This is a genomic window from Microbispora catharanthi (genome assembly GCF_006334915.2).
In the GTDB taxonomy this organism is placed as follows: domain Bacteria; phylum Actinomycetota; class Actinomycetes; order Streptosporangiales; family Streptosporangiaceae; genus Microbispora; species Microbispora catharanthi.
On sequence record NZ_VDMA02000002.1, the window covers coordinates 320,311 to 340,250 of the forward strand.

The window sequence follows — 19,940 nt, forward strand, 5'->3', positions numbered from 1 at the left end:
CCCGGCGGAGGTGACGTACGGGGCCCCTCACCGAATAGTCTTGGACTGAGCCATACTGCACAAGGCCAGTGAGGAGGCGGCGCGTGATCGAGTTCGAAGGGCTCCCCGAGCTCGTCGACCCGGTGCTGATCGCCGCGTTCGAGGGATGGAACGACGCCGGCGAGGCGTCCAGCGGTGTGCTCGCGCACCTCGAGTCCGAGTGGAAGGCCACCCCGCTCGTCGAGCTGGACCCCGAGGACTACTACGACTTCCAGGTGACCCGGCCGGTGGTCGAGCTCGGCGACGGCGTGACCCGCTCCATCGTCTGGCCGACGACCCGGCTGCTGCTGGCCCGCCCGCCGGGCGGCAAGCGCGACGTGGTGCTGCTGCGCGGCATCGAGCCCAACATGCGGTGGCGGTCGTTCTGCGCCGAGATCGTCGGGCTCTGCCACGATCTCGGCATCGAGCTGGCCATCCTGCTCGGCGCGCTGCTCAACGACTCGCCGCATACCCGCCCGGTGCCGATCACCGGCTCGGTCAGCGACCCCGGCATGGCCCGCGCGCTCAACCTGGAGCTGACCAAGTACGAGGGCCCGACGGGCATCGTGGGCGTGCTGCAGCACACCCTCGGCACCGCCGGGCTGCGGACGGTGTCCCTGTGGGCGTCGGTCCCGCACTACGTCGCCCAGCCGCCCAACCCCAAGGCCACCCTGGCGCTGCTGCGCCGCATCGAGGACATGCTCGACATCCCGATGCCGTACGGCGACCTGGCCGAGGAGGCGCGGGCCTGGGAGCACGGCGTGGACGAGCTGGCGGCTCAGGACAGCGAGGTGGCCGAGTACGTGCGGGAGCTTGAGGAGCGGAAGGACGCGGCCGAGCTGCCGGAGGCCAGCGGCGACGCCATCGCGGCGGAGTTCGAGCGCTACCTGCGCCGCCGCGACCGCGGCACCGACCGCTGACCTACTGGGACATCGTCGACGGGTCAGGCCGGCCACCAGCTGAGGTAGCGCTCACCGGTGTCCGGGAAGATCGTCACGATCGTCCGCCCCGACAGGTCCTCGCGGCGGGCCAGTTCCGCGCAGCCGTACGCCGCCGCGCCCGAGGAGACCCCGACCAGCAGCCCGGTCGTAGCCGCGATGAGCCGGGTCATGGCGGCCGCCTCGCCGTCCGGCACCCTGATCACGTCGTCGACGAGGGTGACGTCGGTGACGGGGCTGGTGAAGCCGCCGTTGAGGCCGGGGATCCGGTGCGGCCCGGGGGCGCCTCCCGACAGCAGGGGGGAGCCCTCCGGCTCGACCGCGACGACGCGCAGGCGGGGGTTGCGCTCGCGGAGGTAGCGGGCCGTGCCGGTGAGGGTGCCGCCGGTCCCGACTCCACACACCAGCACGTCGACCTCGCCGCCGGTGCCGGCCCAGATCTCCGGCCCCGTGGTCGTGTAGTGGGCCATGACGTTGGCGGGGTTCTCGTGCTGGCGGGCGTACCAGGACCCGGGAACGGCGGCGTGCAGCTCCGTCGCCCGGTCGACGCATCCCTGGAAGCCGAGGACGTGGTCGGTGAACTCGACCCGGGCGCCCAGCATGCGCAGGATCAGCGTGCGCTCCCGCGACGCGTTGTCCGGCATCACGACGACGCACGGGTATCCCCGGCTGACGGCGAGCGCCGCCAGGGCGATTCCGGTGTTGCCCGACGTCGACTCGATCACCGTCGCGCCGGGGGTCAGGGCCCCGGACGCCTCGGCCTCCTCGATCATGCGCAGCGCCACCCGGTCCTTGATGCTCGACAGCGGGTTGGCCGCCTCCAGCTTGGCGAGCACGGTGGCGGACGGGGGCAGGCCGTCGAGGGCGAGGCGGAGCAGGGGCGTGTCGCCGATGAGATCGTCGATTCTGGCCGCTATGTCACGGCCGATCAGGGGGATCATGCCTGCTCCTTCGCGGCCACCAGCAGGTATTCGTGCGAGCGGTTGGTCAGCATCGGGTCGTCGTCGCTCACCGGCCGGTCGTAGCAGTGGATCCGCTCGTCGCCGAGGGTCAGGTGCCGGCCGAGCACCCGGGCGACGTCCCAGGCCAGCGGCACGAATCTGCCGGCCAGGCGGCGGTTCTGCACGGCCAGCACCGCCCGCGCGCCGGGCCGCATGACCCTCGTCACCGCGGCGAAGGCCTCGTCGAGCGCGCTCAGGTAATCGTCGTAGTCCCGCAGCGCGTAGAACTGGCCCTCCACGGAGGAGTCGGTGTCGAGGTCGGTGCCGAAATAGGGCAGGTCCGCCAGGACGAAGTCCACCGACTCCTCCGGCAGCGGCGGCGTGCGGGCGTCGGCGCACAGCATCGTCTGGCCGGGATACTCCTCCAGGCGCTTTCGCGCCTGCTCCGCGCGCTCCGGCGAGACCTCCAAGCCGATCCCCTTCCGGGACTCGACCGCGCACGCCACCAGCGTCGTCCCCCAGCCGGCGAACGGGTCGAGCACGACGTCGCCCGGCCGGCTCATCTCGACGATCAAGGGCCGCAACTGGCTCACCCAGCCGCACTGGCCGGCGGCCTCCGGCAGCGCGTACGCGGGGTCCTCTCCCTGCAGCACATGCCAACTCGATCTGCCCATCAGTCCACACCAGCCTTCTGTGTCGCCGTCGCATCGGGACGGATGTCTGTCTCTTCCGGGTCTTCGGGGTCTTCTGTGTCTTCGGGGTCTTCGGGGATCCGCGCGTGGACGGCCCGGGCGGGCAACCGTGACTCCAGGCGGAGCATGGTGAGCGCCGAGCAGGAGACGCCTCCCGCGAGCAGCAGCCACATGGAGACCGGCGACAGGCTCAGCAGCGCGGTCAGCACGGCCGGAGCCAGCGTGATCGGGATCGCCCAGGAGAACTGGTAGACCGCCATGTACCTGCCGCGGGTCTCCTCGGGAGCCGCGCTCGACACGAGCGCGGACAGCGGCGCGCCGTGCAGCATCTCCCCCAGTGTGAACAGCGCCGTCGCGGCGAAGACCCCGGCCAGGGCGACCGGCCGCGCGGGGACCCCGGCCAGCAGGGCGAACGCCGCGAACGACGCCGCGAACGTGGCGGCGCCCGCCGCGACGGTGCGGGTGCGCCGATAGCGGATCAGCCGCCGCGTCACCGGGATCTGCAGCAGCGCGATGCCGACGGTGTTGACCGCGTACAGCACGCCGACCAGCGACGCGGGGACGTCCAGTTCCTGGGTGACGTAGACGGGCAGCGCCACCGACAGCACCATGTAGCCGAAGGCGGTCGGCACGTTCTGCAGGGTCAGCGCGAGGAACGTGCGATCGCGCAGGACGAGCCGGTATCCCCCGCTCCGCCGATCCGTCGCCGCCCGCGGGACCGTAGGAGCCCGGCCGCCGGGAACAGGGATCGTGCGGAGGATCAGCGCGGCGCCGACGAACGCGACGGCGCTGACGAGGACGATCACCCGGTAGGCGGCGTCGCTGCCCAGGCCGAGCGCGGCGCCCGCGATGAGGCCGCCCGCGCCGAGTCCGGCGTTGCGCAGGCTGCGCTGCGCGGCGAGGAGCCTGTCGCGGTCCGCGCCCCGCGCGATCGAGGCGACGAACGATTGGATCGACGGCGGGTAGGAGCCGTCGCCGAGCGCCACCAGCGCCACCGCGAGGAACATCGTCAGCGGCGAGTCCACCAGCGGGTAGGCGGCGAACCCCACGGCGCGCACCAGGTAGCCGCCCACGACGACGGCCCGCGCGCCGAAGCGGTCGACGAGCACGCCCGCGATCGGGTTGCCGACCAGGCTGAACAGCGCCGCCCCGGTCATGATGACGCCGACCCGCTCGATCGGCAGCCCGGTGACGTGGTGGAAGAACAGCAGGGACAGGGGCAGGTACATGCCGCTGCCGGTGGCGTCGACCACCATTCCGGCCATGTAGCGCGCCTGCGTCGACGGACGGGTCACGACGGCACCGCCCCGATCCGCACCTGCTCCTCCAGCCGCGCGCCGAGCGAGCGCAGCCTGCGCTCGCACTCCGCCCGGGAGGGGGCCGAGGCGATGGCCACGGTCAGGAAGTCGGCCGAGCCCGAGGCGGGCGGGACCACCTGGCCCGGCTTCGCGTAGAGCCAGAAGCGCTCCACCCAGGGCTCCCGCGGGACGTCGGGCAGCGCGTGGATGAATCCCGGCCGCTTCATCATCAGCACCTGACCGGCCATCCGCGCCGGCTCCGGCCGCCGCCCGGGGCGTACGGCCCGCTCCACGTCGGGCAGCGGCAGGCCGAGCTGGGCCCGGATGGAGCACTCGGCGAGGTTGACCCCGAACAGGGTGTGGAAGACCTCGCGGATCTTCCCGCCGCCGGACCGGCAGGCGATCTCACACAGCACCAGCCGGTCGTCGGGCGTGTGGAAGATCTCCGCGTGGAAGGCGTGGTCGCGCAGCCGGCCGCCGGGCCGCCGCAGCGCCGCCAGCGTCCGCCCGGTCAGCTCCAGCAGGCGGCCGGTGAGCGGGTCGCCGGGGTCGAGCGCCAGGTCGACCCGGGAGCCTAGGTCGGTGCCGAACGACGCCAGCTCGTACTGGTACTGCGAGGGCCAGGCCAGCACGACCTCGCCGTCCACCACCAGCCCGTCGACGTGGCACATGCGGCCGGGCACGTACGCCTCCAGCAGCAGGTCGTCGCGCTGCTCGTCCCGCTGCGAGCCGTACGCCTCGGCGAGGAAGGCCGTCAGCGCGTCCCGGTCGCGCAGGATGCGCAGGCCGATGGAGTTGAAGCCGGCCCTGTTCTTGACCACGAGGGGGAACCCGTGGACGCCGGCGAAGGCCAGCACGTCCGCCGCGGTCCGCGGCACGGCGTGCGGGGCGACCTCCACGCCGGCCCGCGCCGCGTGCTCCTTCATCAGGGCCTTGTCCCGGAACGGCAGCACGTCGGCGGCCCGCGCGCCGGGCAGTCCGAGCTCCTCGCGCAGGGCTGCCACGCGCAGCACGTCGGCCTCGTGCTCCCCGATGAGGTGCGTGGCGCCGTACTCGGCGGCGAGGCGCGCGACCCGCCCGGCCACCTCGTCGTCGTGGTCGAAGAGCTCCAGGTGCGTGTAGCCGAGGTTCCCTTCGGGGATCCGCTCGCCGAACGGCTCGAACCTGTCACGGGCGGCGAGGATCACCACCGGGCCCTCGTGGTCGCGCAGCCAGCGGTCGTACGGGAACGGCTCCAGCGGGTTGCGGTGCACAATAACAACGCTCATGCCGGCACCTCCGCCAGGGATCGGGCCTCGGCCGCGTGCGCGAGCCAGGTCCGCCCGTCCTCGCCCACGATCCGGATCCGGATGGCGTCGTCGATGACCTCCGCGCCGCGGCGGACGGCCGCGTCCGTGTCGGGGCCGGTCACCGCCACCAGGCCGAGCCGGTCCCAGTTGTCGCGCAACGCGTGCACGGTGTCGCCGGGCTTGGCGGTGACGCGCACGTCGAGGACGCCGTCCCGCGCCGCGGCGTCGGCGACGCCCTCCACCGACTCGACCCGGCCCGGCTCGCTCACCAGAGAGCGGACGCTGGCCCCGGCGTGCGCCTCCGGCCGGTCCGGCAGCTCGGGGACCAGCCCGAACGGCCAGCCCAGGGCATATTCGACCAGGTCGATGCCGTACGCGCCGCGCACGAGCTCCGGAATCATGTCGCCGGCGACGCGGTTGTGGCTCTCGATGATCACCGGGCCGTGCGGGCCGAGCCGCAGCTCGGTGTGCGTGACGCCGTCCCTGAGACCGATCAGGTCGAGGAAGCGGCGCACGCTCGCGCGGATCCGCTCCCGGACCGGCTCGTCCAGCCGGGCGGGCACGGCGTGGCCGAGCTCCGCGAACCGGTCGGCGTGCACGAACTTCTCGGTGATCGCCACGACGACGTGGCGGCCCGCGAAGCTGAACGCCTCGACGCTGAACTCCGGTCCCTCGACGTACTCCTCGATGAGGAAGTCCCGCAGGAGGTACATGGTCGAGACCCGGTCGGTCCGGGTGCCGCGCAGCCCTTCCACCGTGGCCCAGACCTGCTCGGCGTCCTCCGGCCCCCCGACCCGGAAGACGCCGATGCTCGCGGTCGCGTCGGTCGGCTTGACGATGAACGGGTAGCCGTGGACGGCGCCGAAGTAGTCCAGGTCCTCTCGCCGCAGGAGCGGCGCGGCGGCCACCGCGGAGGGGTCGAGCTCCGCGCCCGGAACCGACGCGAGATGGCGGCGCATGGCCAGTTTGTCGCGGAACCTCCTGGTGACCTGGTAGCCGGTGCCGCCCAGGCCGAACAGGTCGTTGACCCGTCCCGCGTTCTCCAGCCCCGGCTCGGTGATGGACAGCGCGACGCGGAACCCCGGCTCCTGCCACAGTTCCCTCGCGACGGGCTCGACGGCCGCCCAGTCGGTGTAGTCCAGGACGCGCAGGACGTCGGCGAGCTCCTCCTGCTCGGGGCTGACCTTGGTGGGGTGCTGGAGCAGCAGGACGGTCAGGCCCAGCTCCTTGGCCTTGCGCACGGTTTCGTCCGTGGCGCCGACTATCAGGACCGTGCTGTCCGGATTCATCGATCCATTCCTTTCTTCGGGGGGTCGGGGCAGGCCGGCTCGGGCCGTACGGGAGGCCGTGCCGGCGCGAGGCGGTGACACGGTCCCGGCGGAGGCGAGGACGCGCGCGCCGGCGGGCACGTCGCCGAGGACGAGCGCCCGCGCCCCGATGACGGCGTCGTCTCGCACGCGCACCGGGCCGAGAACGGTCGCGCCGACGCCCAGCACCACGCGGGCTCCGATGACCGGGTGCCGCCGTTCCCCTTCCGCGCGCAGGTTGTCGCGCCACCAGCCGACCGCCCCCAGGGTCACCTGGTGGTAGATGGTCACGTCGTCGCCCACGACCGCGGTCTCCCCGATCACCACGGCCGCGCCGTGGTCGACGAAGACCCTGCGCCCGAGCACCGCACCCGGGTGGATCTCCACCCCGGTGGCGCACCGGGCGAGGAGCATCAGCAGCCGGGCCGGCAGTCGCCTGCCGTGCCGGTGCAGCCGGTGGGCGACCCGGTGCAGCCACAGCGCCGGGAGCGCCGGGTGCAGCAACGCCTCCTTCCGGTCGCGCACGGACGGGTCCCGCTCGACGATCGTCCGCAGGTCCTCGGCCAGGAGGCGCAGCAGTCCCTCCTGCCGTTCGCTTCCCGGGGGCGGCGGAGAAGACCTGAAATCGGCATGCGGCATCTTCGCCTCCTCACATTCACCTCGGCGAATAAACCATGAATGAAAGCCCGGATCGATTGAATGGCAGACCGCCACTGGCCTGGGGTACCCCACGGCCATTTCCGGGGCAGTGAATTACGGACCCTTTTTCCTCGGTTATTGGGTAAGCGTGAGGGCCCTGGAACCACAGGTCAACCCCTACCCGACCGGCCTTCGACCGGTAATCAGCGGGCCGACAACCCCAACCGGACAGGCGTCCTACCGAATTCTCCGAGCCCAAGGGGGTGAATTCTCCGGGCGACGGAGTCGCAGAATGCGCACGCGCCGGCCTGCGAACAGACCGGCGCGGCAAAAAAGAGAAAGGCGCGGACGCGGTCCGCTCAGGCCCGGGTGCCGGCGGGGTGCGGCGCGCGGGCGGGCGGGACGGCCGCGGCGGGCCGGGCGAGGGCCTCGTCGAAGCGGGCCCAGACGAGGGCGGCCAGGTCGTCGTCCACGCCGAGGGGCGCGCTGACCAGGTCGGCGCCGCTGCTCACCACCCGGTCGTGGAAGAAGCCGGGCGCGAGCAGGTAGGAGGCGACGGCCACGCGCGGGGCGAGGCCGGCCCTGGTGCGCTCAAGCGCCTCGGCGAGCGTGGGCGTCCCGGCCGAGGCGAAGGCGGCGGTGACGGGACGCGAGAGCCGTACGGACAGCAGCCGGGCGGCGGCGCGGACGTCGTCGAGCGCGACGGGGTCGGACGAACCGGCCGCGCCCAGGATCACGGCATCGCAGGGCCGCAGGCCGGCCTCGGCCAGGCGGCGCGCCAGCACCGAGGTCAGCAGCGGGTGCGGCCCGAGTTGCCCGGCGACGACCGCGTCGGGCCGGGTGCGGGCGACGACGGCCGGCAGGTCGATGTGCGCGTGGTATCCCCCGGCGAGCAGCATGGGGACCACCACGACCGGCCCGGCCACCCGTGACAGCACGTCGGACAGCAGCGGCGCGCTGATCTCCAGGAACCCGAGTTCGACCGGCGCGCCGGGCCTGCCGCGGCGCACCCGGGCCGCCAGGGAGTCCATGACCGACTCCCAGTGGCCGCTGCGCGCCCCGTGCGCCGCCATCACGAGGGTCGGGGTCACCGCTCGTCCCGGCCGCAGGCGAGGCGGTAGCCGCGCTTGACGACGGTCTCGACGATGCCCGAGGGGCCGAGCGCCCGGCGCAGGCGGGTGATGGCCATCTCGACCGCGTGCTCGGCCGAGTCGCGGGAGGGACCGCCGGGCAGCACGACCCGCAGGTCGGCCCGGTTCACGACGTGCCCTGGGCGCTCCGCGAGCCGCTTGAGCACGGCCATAGGGGCGGGCGGCAGCGGCTTGAGCTCGCCGTCGACCACCACGGCGTGGCCACGGATCTCCAGCTCGTGCCCGCCGGCGACGAGCCGCGTGACGCCGCTTTCCGGCAGGTGGCGGGCGAGGGTCCGGGCGAGCGCGCCGAGGCGGGCCCGGTCGGGCTGGACGACCGGCACCCCGCGCTGGGTCAGCGGCCCGGCCGTGACCGGGCCCACGCAGGCCGCCACCACGCGGGTGCCGAACGCGGCGAGCAGCGCGTCCTCCAGCCCGTCGGCGCGGGCGGCGCCGAGCATGGCCAGCACTGCGGGGGCACTGGTGAAGGCCACCGCGTCCACCGAGCCGGTGATCGCCTGGCTGATCAGGCGGCGCAGCGGCGAGGTGTCGCGGTAGGGCAGCCACCGGTAGACCGGCACCTCGATCACCTCGGCGCCCGCCTCCCGCAGCGACGCGACGAAGCCGTCTAGCGGCTCGCCGTGCAGCTGCACGGCGATGCGGCGGCCGTGCAGGTCCTGCGCGAGCAGGTACTCCTTGACCTCCTCGCACGACTCCGTGGCCGGAGTCCAGAAGTCCACCAGGCCGGCCGCGCGGACGGCCCCGCGCGCCTTGGGGCCGCGGGCGAGCAGCCGCGCGCGGCCCAGGTGCGCGTTCAGGTCGGCGGACAGGCCCCAGCCCTCCGCCGCCGCCATCCACCCGCGGAACCCCACGCCCGTGGTGATGACCACGTCGTCGACGGGCGCCTCCAGGCAGGCCCGGGTCGCGGCGAGCAGCCCGGCGTCCTCCGCGAGCGGCACGATGCGGATCGCGGGCGCCCGCACGACCCGGGCGCCCCGCCGTTCGAGGAGCGCGGCCAGCTCCTCGCTGCGGCGGGTCGCCGTCACCCCGATCGTGAACCCGGCCAGCGCGTCCGGCGCCGTCTCCAGGCTCATCGGGGTCTCGTCCACCAGCGCGGTCATACCACGCTCACCTCCACGGTTCCGTCGGTGACTCGGATGGGGTAGGTCGGCACGGCGACGCCGGAGCCGTCCGCGCACACACCGGTCACCAGCGAGAACACCTGCTTGTGCATGGGCGAGGCCACGGTCGGCTCACCGTTCCTGGTGCCGACGATGCCCCGGGACATCACGTACGCCCCGCTGAACGGGTCGAGGTTGCCCAGGGCGTACAGGGCGCCGTCGAAGGTGCGGAAGACCGCCACCTGCCGGTCGCCGACGAGCACCGCCGCGCCCTGCTCGGGCAGCAGGTCGGTGTAGGAGCAGACCGGGGTCCAATGGCCGGCAAGGGCCGGCGTCGCGTCGAGGATGGTCATCTGCGGGTCACCTCCAGTGAGATTGGCATCGGCTTGATCTGGTCGCGCTCGGTCTCGAAGGAGATCGAGGGGTCGGGCACGCCGGGGGCGTTGACGAAGCTGACGAAGCGGCGCAGCTTGTCGGGGTCCTCGATGGTGGCGCGCCACTCGTCGACGTACGTGGACACGTGCCGCTCCATCTGCGCGTCGAGTTCGGCGCAGATGCCGAGCGAGTCCTCCATGATCACCTCACGGAGGTAGTCGAGCCCGCCGTCCAGGTTCTCCAGCCACGCGGCGGTGCGCTGGAGCCGGTCGGCGGTGCGGATGTAGAACATCAGGAACCTGTCGATCGTCCTGACCAGGTCGTCGGTGGACAGGTCGGACGCGAGCAGGTCGGCGTGGCGGGGAGTGAAACCGCCGTTGCCGCCCACGTAGAGGTTCCAGCCCTGCTCGGTCGCGATGATGCCGAAGTCCTTCGACCGGGCCTCGGCGCACTCCCTGGCGCAGCCGGACACGGCCGACTTCAGCTTGTGCGGCGAGCGCAGCCCCCGGTAGCGCAGCTCCAGGGCGATGGCCAGGCCCACCGAGTCCTGCACGCCGTACCGGCACCAGGTGGACCCGACGCAGGACTTCACCGTCCGCAGCGCCTTGCCGTACGCGTGGCCGGACTCGAAGCCGGCGTCGACGAGGCGGCGCCAGATGGCGGGCAGCTGCTCGACCCGGGCCCCGAGCAGGTCGATGCGCTGCGCTCCGGTGATCTTCGTGTAGAGCCCGAAGTCGCGGGCCACCTCTCCGATCACGATGAGCTTGTCCGGGGTGATCTCGCCGCCGGGGATCCGCGGGACGACCGAGTAGGTGCCGTTCTTCTGGATGTTGGCCAGGAACTGGTCGTTGGTGTCCTGCAGCGCGGCCTGCTCGCCGTCGAGGATGTGGCCGCGGCCCAGGGAGGCGAGGATCGAGGCGACCGCGGGCTTGCAGATGTCGCAGCCGCGGCCGGTCCCGTGCTCGGCGATGAGCTGGGAGAACGTCGTGATCCCCCGGACGTTGACGATGTCGAACAGCTCGGCCCTGCTGTGCGTGAAGTGCTCGCACAGCGCCTTGCCGACGTCGACGCCCGACTTCACCAGGATCTGCTTGAGCATCGGCACGCAGCTTCCGCAGGTGGTGCCGGCCCGGGTGCAGTCCTTGATGCCCTGCACGTCGGTCAGGCCCTTGTCGGCGATGGCCGCGCAGATCTTCCCCTTGGTGACGTTGTTGCAGGAGCAGACCTGCGCGTCGTCGGGCAGGTCGACCGACGCCTTGCCCGCGCCGGCGAACAGCAGATCGCTCGGCGCGCCGGGCAGCGGCTTGCCGACGAACGGCCGCAGCGCGTTGTACGGCGCGGCGTCGCCGACGCAGATGCCGCCGAGCAGGGTCTTGGCGTCGTCGCTGATGAACAGCCGCTTGTAGACGCCGCCCACGGGGTCCATGTAGGTGACGTCGAGCGCGCCCGACATGGCGCCGAACTGGGCCACGTCCACGCCGAGCAGCTTGAGCTTGGTGGACATGTCGGCGCCGGTGAAGGCGGCCGGCCCGTCAAGGATCCGCTCGGCGGCCACCTCCGCCTGCGTGTTGCAGGGCCCGACGAGGCCGTAGACCATGCCCCCGGCCAGGGCGCACTCGCCGATCGCGTAGATGTGCTCGTCGGAGGTGCGCATGCCCGCGTCGACCACGATGCCGCCGCGCTCGCCGACCTCCAGGCCGCAGGCGCGGGCGAGCTCGTCCCGCGGCCGGATGCCGGCGGAGAAGACCACGACCTGCGCGTCGATCGCCTCGCCGTCGGGCTTCACGAGCGAGGTGACCCGGCCGTCCGGGCCGGCCTCGATCGACCGCACGCCCGCGCCCGTGTGGATCGTCAGCCCGAGCCCCTCGATGTGCCCGCGCAGCACCGAGCCGCCGCCCTCGTCCACCTGGCGCGGCATGAGCCAGCCGCTCATCTCGATGACGTGCGTGTCGAGGCCGAGCCCGCGCAGGGCGTCGGCCGCCTCCAGGCCGAGCAGGCCGCCGCCGATGACCACGCCCGCGCGGGCGTCCCGCGACGCGTCCCTGATGGCGTCCAGGTCGTCGATCGTCCGGTACACGAAGCAGCCCGGCAGGTCCCGGCCCGGCACCGGCGGCACGAACGGCGCCGACCCGGTGGCCAGCACCAGCACGTCGTACGGCTCGCTGTCGCCGGCGTCGGTGGTGACGGTGCGGTTCGCGCGGTCGATCGCGGTGACGCGGACGCCGGTCCTGAGCGTGACGCCGTCCGGCACCGGATAGGTGAGGTCCTCGACGCTCTTGCCGCTGAGATAGGAGGTCAGCGCCACCCGGTCGTAGGCCGGGCGGGGCTCCTCCCCGAAAACGGTGACCGTCCCGTCGAAGCCCCGGCCGGCGAGCGTCTCGATCAGGCGGTGTGCCGTCGGGCCGTGTCCTACAACGACGAGTCTCATCCGCTTACGGTCCTTCATGCGCTCACGCCTTCCTGCTCACACAGCCAGCCGACGATGCCCTCGACCGCGTCGCGGCAGCTCCCGCAACCGGTGGTGGCCCTCGTCGCGGTGGCCACGGCCTCCACGTTCCGCGCGCCGGATTCCCAGCACGCCCTGATCTGGCCCTTCGTCACGTTGTTGCACTGGCAGACCCGGGCCGAGTCCGGCATCCGGGTGGGGCTGTCGGCCACCGCGGCGCCGCCCACGCCCGCGAGATCGGGGAACAGCAGCCCGGTGCGGTCGCCGGGCAGGGGACCTCCCCGGTCGAAGAGCTGGGTCAGCGTGCCCACCGCGGAGGTCTCGCCCAGCAGGATCGCGCCGACCAGCCGGCCGTCCCGGATGACGAGTTTGCGGTAGGTGCCGTTGTGCCGGTGGGAGAAGCGGACGATCTCCGCCTCGTCCTCCGTCAGCTGGGTCTCCCCCATCGCCGCGAGCTCCACGCTCCTGGCCTTCAGCCGGGTGACCAGCCGCGAGCCCCGGTAACGCGCGCCCTTGTCGGCGCCGGTGACGAGGTCGGCCACGACCGACGCCTGCTCCCAGCCGGGGGCGACCAGTCCGTAGACGCGGCCGGCGTGCTGGGCGCACTCCCCGATCGCGAAGATCGACGGGTCGTCGGTGCGCAACTCGTCGTCCACGACGACGCCGCGCTCGACCTCCAGCCCCGCGTCGCGGGCGAGCCCGACGACCGGGCGCACGCCGCAGGCCAGCACGACCAGGTCGGCATCGATCAGCTCACCGCCGGCCAGCTCCACGTGCCGCTCCCGGATCGCGCTCACGGTGATGCCCGTGCGGATGGCGACGCCGAGCGCGCCGAGCGTCTCGCGGAGGATGAGCCCGGCCTCCTCGTCGAGCTGGCGCTCCATCAGGTGCCCGGCCAGGTGCAGCAGCGTCACCGGGACGCCCCGGCCCGCCAGGCCCCGCGCCGCCTCGATGCCGAGCAGCCCGCCGCCGACCACGACCGCGCTGCGCGCGCTCGCGGCGGCCTCCCTGATCCGCTCGCAGTCGTCCAGCGTGCGGAACGCCGTCGCCCGCTCCACGCCGGGGATCGGCGGGACGACCGGCTCGCTGCCCGTGGCCAGCACGAGCACGTCGTACGGCTCGCGCGTCCCGTCGGCGGCGACCACCGTCTGGCAGTCCCGGTCGATCGCGGTGACCTCGACGCCGAGGCGGACGGTCACGCCGTGGTCGGCGTACCAGCGGGGGTCGAGGAGCCGGACCTGGTCCGGGCTCGACGTGCCGGCCACCACGTTCGACAGCAGGACCCGGTTGTACGGCTGCCACGCCTCGGCGCCGAACACCGTGATCTTCGCGTCCTTGTCCCGGGCGCGGACCTCGCTCACCAGGCGCGAGCCCGCCATCCCGTTCCCCACCACGACGAGCCTCACGCGACACGCTCCCCGTCTTCGGCGCACCGCTCGATCGCGGCGGCGCAGACCTTGAACTCCGGCATCCGCGACGTGGGGTCGAGCGCCGGGTTGGTGAGCAGGTTGACGCCCTCCCAGTGGAACGGCATGAACAGCGTGTCCGGCCGGATCGAGGCGTTCACGCGCGCCACGCCCTCGGCGGCGCCCCGGCGGCTGCGCACCCGGACGCGGTCGCCGGGGGCGACGCCGAGCCGCTCGGCGAGGTCCGGGTGCAGCTCCACGAACACCTCGGGCGACGCCTGCGTGAGCGGGCGGATGCGGCGCGTCTGCGCCCCCGACTGGTAGTGGGCGAGCACCCGCCCCGACGTCAGGTAGAGCGGGAACTCCTCGTCCACGTCCTCGGCGGGCGGGCGGTGGTCCACCGGCACCAGGCGGGCCCGGCCGTCCGGGGTGGCGAAGCCGTCGAGGAACGGCCGCGGCGTTCCCGGGTGTGGCTCCCCCGCCGTCTCCGGACACGGCCAGAACACGCCGGTCTCGGCCGCGATGCGCTCGTAGGTGATGCCGGAGTAGTCGGCGACGCCCCCGGCGGAGGCCCGGCGCAGCTCGTCGAAGACCGTGCGCGGGTCGGCGGGGAACTTCTCGCCGCAGCCGAGCCGCTCGGCGAGGCCCCGCAGGATCTCCAGGTCGCTGCGCGCGCCCGGCGGCGGCGCGGCGGCCTGGCGGCGCAGCAGGACCCGGCCCTCCAGGTTGGTCATCGTGCCCGCCTCCTCCGCCCACTGGGTCGTGGGGAGCACGACGTCGGCCATGGCCGCGGTCTCCGACAGCACGAAGTCGGAGACCACGAGCAGGTCGAGCGCGTCCAGCCGCCGGGCGACGTGCCCGGCGCGCGGCGCGGAGACGACGGGGTTGGAGCCGAACAGCAGCAGCGCCCTCGGTCCCTCCGCCGTGCCGAGGGCGTCCAGCAGCTCGTACGCGGACCGGCCGGGGCCGGGCAGGTCGGCCGGGTCGATCCCCCACACGGCCGCGACGTGCGCCCGCGCCGCCGGGTCGTCGATCTTGCGGTAGCCGGGAAGCTGGTCGGCCTTCTGGCCGTGCTCCCTGCCGCCCTGGCCGTTGCCCTGGCCGGTCACGCAGCCGTAGCCGGAGCCCTCACGGCCGGGCAGCCCGAGGGTGAGCGCCAGGTTGACGAACGCCGTGACCGTGTCGGTGCCCTTGGCGTGCTGCTCGGCGCCCCGGCCGGTCAGCACCATCGCGCGCTCGGCCTCGCCGAGGATCCGTACGGCCTCGCGCATCCGCGCGACCGGGACGCCGGTGACGCGCTCCACCCGCTCGGGCCACCAGGCCGACACCGAGGTGCACACCTCCTCGAAGCCGGTCGTGCGGGCGGCCAGGTAGTCCAGGTCGGCGTACCCTTCGGCGATCGCGATGTGCAGCAGGCCGAGCGCGAGCGCGAGGTCGGTGCCCGGGGTGACCTGCAGGTGCAGGTCGGCCATCTTGGCGGTCTGGGTGAGGCGCGGGTCGACGACGACGAGCCGGCCGCCTCCGGACCGCATCGCGATCAGGTGGCGCACGAAGGGGGGCATGGTCTCGGCGACGTTGCCCCCGGCGAGCAGGACGGCGTCGGCGCGGGCGATGTCGGTGATGGGGAACGGCAGCCCCCGGTCCATGCCGAAGGCCCGGTTGACCGCGGCCGCCGCCGAGGACATGCAGAACCTGCCGTTGTAGTCGATCTGGCTGGTCCGCAGCGCGACCCTGGCGAACTTGCCGAGCTGGTAGGCCTTCTCGTTGGTCAGCCCGCCGCCGCCGAACACCGCCACGGCGTCCGGTCCGTGCGCGGCCCCGATGGCCTCGATCCGGGCGGCGACGTAGTCGAGCGCCTCGTCCCAGCTCACCGGGCTGCCGTGCAGCAGCGGGGCGGTGAGCCGTTCCGGCGAGGTCAGCAGCTCGGCCGCCGTCCAGCCCTTCTGGCACAGGCCGCCGGCGTTGGCCGGGATGTCCTCCCGTGGACTGATCTCGCCCTTCGCGACGTACATGCCGCACTGGAGCGCGCAGTACGGGCAGTGCGTGGCGGAGCCCACGGCGGTGCCCGCGGAGGCCTGTGACATCACAGGACCGGGAGCGTGCAGTGAGATCGGCATGGATCCGATGGTGCTGACAGGCGGTTTCACCGCTGGGTCCCTTCTGTTACCGCTGTGCTACAAGGCGCCAACCGCGCTAACTTCGGCGAGCGCCGCGTGTGAGAGACCCCGTCGTCTCGAAAGCTCACTTGTGCTGTCGCCGCTTGTGAGTCATGAGCCCGGAAAAGGCGGGCGCCGCGTGGGCGCCCGCGAAAGGCCGCGTCTCAGACCCGGGCGGCCGCCAGGCTCGGCGCCGACTTCGCTCCGAGGGTGCGCATGTAGCAGAACCAGGTGAGCGCGAAGCAGACGGCGTAGAAGGCGGCGAAGGCCACCAGCGCCGCCCCCGCGCCGCCGGTGGCGGATATGGAGCTGCCGAACCCGCGGTTGATGAAGAACCCGCCGAAGGCGCCCACCGCGGAGATGAACCCGATGGCCGCCGAGGCGTCGCGCTTGCCGGTCGCCAGCGCCTCCTCGTACGCGGGGGTGCCGTGCTCGACGCCGGCCACCGCCTTCGCCCGGAAGATCGCCGGGATCATCCGGTACGTGGAGCCGTTGCCGACGCCCGCGGTGCCGATCAGCAGCATGAACGCGGCGAAGAACAGCACGATGCTGTGGGCCGACATGGCCCGCCAGACGAGCAGGACCGAGGCGATCATCGCGGCGAAGTTCCAGAACGTCACCGAGGCGCCGCCGAGGCGGTCCGCCAGCCAGCCGCCGACCGGCCGGATGAGCGACCCGACCAGCGGGCCGAGGAACGCCAGCGAGGTGAGCGAGGCGTGCTCGGGGAACTGCGACTTGATGAGCAGCGGGAACGCGGTCGAGTAGCCGATGAACGAGCCGAACGTGCCGATGTAGAGGACCGACATGATCCAGGTCTGCGCCCGGCCGGCCGCCTTGGCCATCTCCCTCGGCTCGGCCTTGGCCGAGGTGAGGTTGTCCATGCAGAAGTACGCCCCGGCGGCGGCGGCCAGGACGAAGGGCACCCAGAACAACCCGGCCGCGGCCAGCCCGAACCCGGCGATGACCAGCGGCATCAGCAACTGCACGGAGCTGACGCCGATGTTGCCGCCGGCCGCGTTCAGGCCGAGGGCGGCGCCCTGCCTGTTCTGGGGGTAGAAGTAGGTGATGTTGGCCATGCTGGAGGCGAAGTTTCCGCCGCCGAGCCCGGCCGTCGCCGCGATCAGCAGGAAGGCCCAGTAGGGCGTGCCCGGGTCGTTCACCGCCACCGCGAGCAGGACGGCGGGCACCAGCAGCAGCGTCGCGCTGACCACCGTCCAGTTCCGGCCGCCGAACCGGGCGGGCGCGAAGGTGTAGGGGATGCGCAGCGCGGAGCCCACGAGGTTGGGCAGCGAGACGATCCAGAACAGCTGGTCGGTGGAGAACTTGTAGGCGCCGAGCTTGACCGCGACGATGCTCCAGACGGTCCACAGCGTGAAGCCCAGATGCTCGGCCAGGATCGAGAACGCCAGGTTCCGCCGGGCCACCTTCTTGCCGGTGCTCTCCCAGAAAGCGGGATCGTCCGGTCGCCAGTCACCGATCCAGCGGCCCTTCCCGTGTGTCGCCGCCTGCGTCGCCGTCATCGTTCCTCCTGCGTCCTCATCAGCTGGGGCCGGTAACAGAAGCTAGGAAGAGCGCGTTACGCACTTTGACCATGCGTGACCGTGCGGCCGTTACATGTGCCGCACCCGCGAAACATGCAATCCACACGCATAACGGACGCAACATCGAGTTAACACGGGCGCGCCCCTCACGCGGCCCGCGTTTCATCCGTGTGTCGTCCTTCGTGCCGTCCCCGGCCGGTCGCCGTCACACAAGGTCAGCAGCCCCACCGCGACCCGTACGCGGGTATTTCGGGAAATTCCCGCGATCGCAGTAGTGCCATTCCATGACCGGACTACGGCATTTTCCGCTGTGGCATGGCGCGGACATTTCGGTTGACATGTGACCGGTTTTCCGCTCGCAGGAATATCGCGGCGGGGAAAGGGGATATCGATGCCGCCTCCCGCCGTACGAGGGCCCCCGAGGGCCCCGCGCACTCGGGGAGGACGGATGCCAGCGGTCTCGCGCCGCGCGTTTCTTTCGACGGGGCTCCTCTGGTCGGCGTGCCTGCCCGCGGCGATGCTGACCGCGCAGGGCGGGCTCGTCGCCACGGCCACGCCCGTCTGGGCCGGGAACCGCCCGCGGCGGCCGCGTGTGTACACCCGGTCCGACTGGAAGGCCGATCCGCCCAGGAGCAAGGCCGAGGTGCTCGACCGTGCGCCCGACCGGCTCGTCGTCCACCACACGGCGACGGCGAACACGGGCGCGACCGACCTCGATGCGGCCTTCCGGCTGTCGCGGACGATCCAGCGCTACCACATGAAGCACAACGGCTGGGAGGACATCGGCGAGCAGTTCACCGTCAGCCGGGGCGGATACGTCATGGAGGGCCGCAACCGCTCGCTGCCGGCCGTCGAGGCGGGCAAGCACGTGATGGGCGCGCAGGCCGCCGACCACAACGACCACACGCTGGGCATCGAGACCGAGGGGACGTACACGTCCTGCCTGCCCTCGGACCGCCAGCTGTCCGCGCTGACCGCCCTGCTGGCCTGGCTGTGCGACGCCTACGAGCTCGACCCGCACGAGGCCATCGTCGGACACCGTGACCTCAACAGGACCGCCTGCCCCGGCGACCGCCTCTACGCGTACCTGCCTCGGTTGCGCGACGACGTCGCGCGCCGCCTGGGCGGGCGCGGGGACGGGCGGGCCGAGCCCCCGCCGCCGCGGCTGGCGCTGCCCGACGGTCCGTACGAGGGGGCCGCTCTCATCGGCGACCTGCCGTTGGAGCACGGTCCCGCCGTCGGCCCGCACGACCTGTCCCGCTGAAACGGCCCTACTCAAACGGCCTCGCTGAAACGGCCCTACTCAAGCGGCACGGGCGGTCCCCTCCGAGAGGGGACCGCCCGAGTGGCGCCTTGCGTCAGATCCGCTCGACGTTCGGCCCCCGGCAGCGGTTGCGCGTGTCGAACACGAAGGCGCTCTCGCGCTGGACCAGGGCGTAGTCGAAACAGTCGTGGTCGGTGAGGACCACGACGGCGTCGGCCGCCGCGATCTCCCGCGGCGACGCCTCGGCGATCGCCACGCCCTCGGGCACGAGGGCGAGGTCGACGTGCGGATCGGCCGCACGCACGTCCGCGCCCAGCTTGCGCAGGTGCCTGGCCACCTCGAGCGCCGGGGACTCGCGGCAGTCGCCGGTGTTCTTCTTGTACGACAGGCCGAGCAGGAGCACCCGGCTGCCGTTCAGGGCCTTGCGCCGGTCGTTCAGCGCCAGCACCAGCCGGTCGACGACGTGCGCGGGCATGTGGTCGTTGACGTCGTTGGCCAGCTCCACGAACCGGAAGTTGTGCCCCAGGCTGCGCTTGACCTTCCAGGACAGGTACGACGGGTCGATCGGCAGGCAGTGGCCGCCGACGCCGGGCCCCGGGGTGAAGCGCATGTAGCCGAACGGCTTGGTGGAGGCGGCGTCGATGGCCTCCCACACGTCGATGCCGAGCTGCCCGGCGAAGACCGACAGCTCGTTGACCAGGGCGATGTTGACGTGCCTGAAGGTGTTCTCCAGGAGCTTGCACAACTCGGCCACCTGCGGCGAGGACACCGGGACGACCCGCTCGACGACGGCCTCGTAGAAGGCGCGGACCCGCGCGAGGGCGGCGGCGTCGAGGCCGGAGACGACCTTCGGCGTGTTCTCCAGGCGCCACCGCGCGTTGCCGGGGTCGATCCGCTCGGGGCTGTAGCCGAGGTGGAAGTCGCCGGGGGCGCGCAGGCCCGATCCCTCCTCCAGGATCGGGCGCAGGTACTCCTCCGTCGTCCCCGGATAGGTGGTCGACTCCAGCACCACGGTCGCGCCCGCCCGCAGGCGCGGGGCGAGCGACCGGCCGGCCGCCGCGATGTGGCTGAGGTCGGGCACGCCGTCGGTCAGCGGCGTCGGCACGGTGATCACGCAGACGTCGAAGCCCTCGGCGTCGGCGTAGTCCGCGCTGGCCCGGTAACGACCCGTCGCGTGCGCCGCCGCGAGCGCGTCGTCGCCGATGTCCTCGACGTACGACTGGGCGGCGTTGAGACGCTTGACCCGCCACTCGTCCACCTCGACGCCCACCACGTCGAACCCGGCGTGCACGGCGCGCACGGCCAGCGGCAGGCCGACGTAGCCCTGCCCCACCACGACCAGCTTCTCCATCAAGGACCCCCGTCCCTTGTCTGTCACG

At 72.8% G+C, this 19,940-nt stretch carries 15 protein-coding genes; 2 read left to right on the forward strand and 13 right to left on the reverse strand.

Annotation, left to right across the window (positions count from 1 at the left end):
- Positions 1-83 precede the first annotated feature (83 nt).
- Positions 84-938 (forward strand): PAC2 family protein, encoded by an 855-nt coding sequence (locus tag FH610_RS04665; protein ID WP_139573006.1) that lies wholly within the window; start codon positions 84-86, stop codon positions 936-938.
- A gap of 23 nt (positions 939-961) precedes the next feature.
- On the opposite strand, the gene FH610_RS04670 is transcribed toward FH610_RS04665, so the two are convergent.
- The 12 genes from FH610_RS04670 to FH610_RS04730 form a co-directional block, all read right to left on the reverse strand.
- Positions 962-1,897 (reverse strand): PLP-dependent cysteine synthase family protein, encoded by a 936-nt coding sequence (locus tag FH610_RS04670; protein WP_139573007.1) that lies wholly within the window; start codon positions 1,895-1,897, stop codon positions 962-964.
- Positions 1,894-2,571, reverse strand: a complete 678-nt coding sequence (locus tag FH610_RS04675) for a TRM11 family SAM-dependent methyltransferase (protein WP_139573008.1) — start codon at positions 2,569-2,571, stop codon at positions 1,894-1,896. Before FH610_RS04675 ends, FH610_RS04670 begins: the two co-directional genes overlap by 4 nt.
- On the reverse strand, positions 2,571-3,884 hold the full coding sequence (locus tag FH610_RS04680) for an MFS transporter (RefSeq protein WP_205825551.1): 1,314 nt from the start codon (positions 3,882-3,884) through the stop codon (positions 2,571-2,573). Before FH610_RS04680 ends, FH610_RS04675 begins: the two co-directional genes overlap by 1 nt.
- Positions 3,881-5,155, reverse strand: coding sequence for an ATP-binding protein (locus FH610_RS04685; RefSeq protein ID WP_139573009.1), 1,275 nt, complete (start codon positions 5,153-5,155; stop codon positions 3,881-3,883). The genes FH610_RS04680 and FH610_RS04685 overlap by 4 nt, the downstream gene beginning before the upstream one ends.
- On the reverse strand, positions 5,152-7,122 hold the full coding sequence (locus FH610_RS04690; protein WP_205825552.1) for an ATP-grasp domain-containing protein: 1,971 nt from the start codon (positions 7,120-7,122) through the stop codon (positions 5,152-5,154). The genes FH610_RS04685 and FH610_RS04690 overlap by 4 nt, the downstream gene beginning before the upstream one ends.
- 359 nt (positions 7,123-7,481) lie before the next feature.
- On the reverse strand, positions 7,482-8,213 hold the full coding sequence (locus tag FH610_RS04700) for a sirohydrochlorin chelatase (RefSeq protein ID WP_240808763.1): 732 nt from the start codon (positions 8,211-8,213) through the stop codon (positions 7,482-7,484).
- Complete coding sequence (locus FH610_RS04705) at positions 8,210-9,373, reverse strand: uroporphyrinogen-III synthase (RefSeq protein WP_139573010.1); 1,164 nt, start codon at positions 9,371-9,373, stop codon at positions 8,210-8,212. The genes FH610_RS04700 and FH610_RS04705 overlap by 4 nt, the downstream gene beginning before the upstream one ends.
- Positions 9,370-9,726 carry a nitrite reductase small subunit NirD gene (nirD, locus tag FH610_RS04710; RefSeq protein WP_139573011.1) on the reverse strand — a complete coding sequence of 119 codons (357 nt, stop codon included), beginning with the start codon at positions 9,724-9,726 and terminating at the stop codon, positions 9,370-9,372. Before nirD ends, FH610_RS04705 begins: the two co-directional genes overlap by 4 nt.
- Positions 9,723-12,176 (reverse strand): nitrite reductase large subunit NirB, encoded by a 2,454-nt coding sequence (nirB, locus tag FH610_RS04715; RefSeq protein WP_139573012.1) that lies wholly within the window; start codon positions 12,174-12,176, stop codon positions 9,723-9,725. The genes nirD and nirB overlap by 4 nt, the downstream gene beginning before the upstream one ends.
- Positions 12,177-12,190: 14 nt before the next feature.
- On the reverse strand, positions 12,191-13,600 hold the full coding sequence (locus FH610_RS04720) for an FAD-dependent oxidoreductase (protein ID WP_139573013.1): 1,410 nt from the start codon (positions 13,598-13,600) through the stop codon (positions 12,191-12,193).
- Positions 13,597-15,684: a molybdopterin oxidoreductase family protein gene (locus FH610_RS04725; RefSeq protein WP_167538683.1), complete on the reverse strand. Its 2,088-nt coding sequence runs from the start codon at positions 15,682-15,684 to the stop codon at positions 13,597-13,599. The genes FH610_RS04720 and FH610_RS04725 overlap by 4 nt, the downstream gene beginning before the upstream one ends.
- Before the next feature lie 236 nt (positions 15,685-15,920).
- Positions 15,921-17,276, reverse strand: a complete 1,356-nt coding sequence (locus FH610_RS04730) for an MFS transporter (protein ID WP_139573015.1) — start codon at positions 17,274-17,276, stop codon at positions 15,921-15,923.
- A gap of 469 nt (positions 17,277-17,745) precedes the next feature.
- Here FH610_RS04730 and FH610_RS04735 point away from each other — a divergent pair, with 469 nt between their 5' ends.
- Positions 17,746-18,561, forward strand: a complete 816-nt coding sequence (locus tag FH610_RS04735) for a peptidoglycan recognition protein family protein (protein ID WP_240808764.1) — start codon at positions 17,746-17,748, stop codon at positions 18,559-18,561.
- Positions 18,562-18,655: 94 nt separating this feature from the next.
- Here FH610_RS04735 and FH610_RS04740 read toward each other — a convergent pair whose 3' ends face one another.
- Complete coding sequence (locus FH610_RS04740; RefSeq protein ID WP_139573016.1) at positions 18,656-19,912, reverse strand: nucleotide sugar dehydrogenase; 1,257 nt, start codon at positions 19,910-19,912, stop codon at positions 18,656-18,658.
- Between the last annotated feature and the right edge of the window lie 28 nt (positions 19,913-19,940).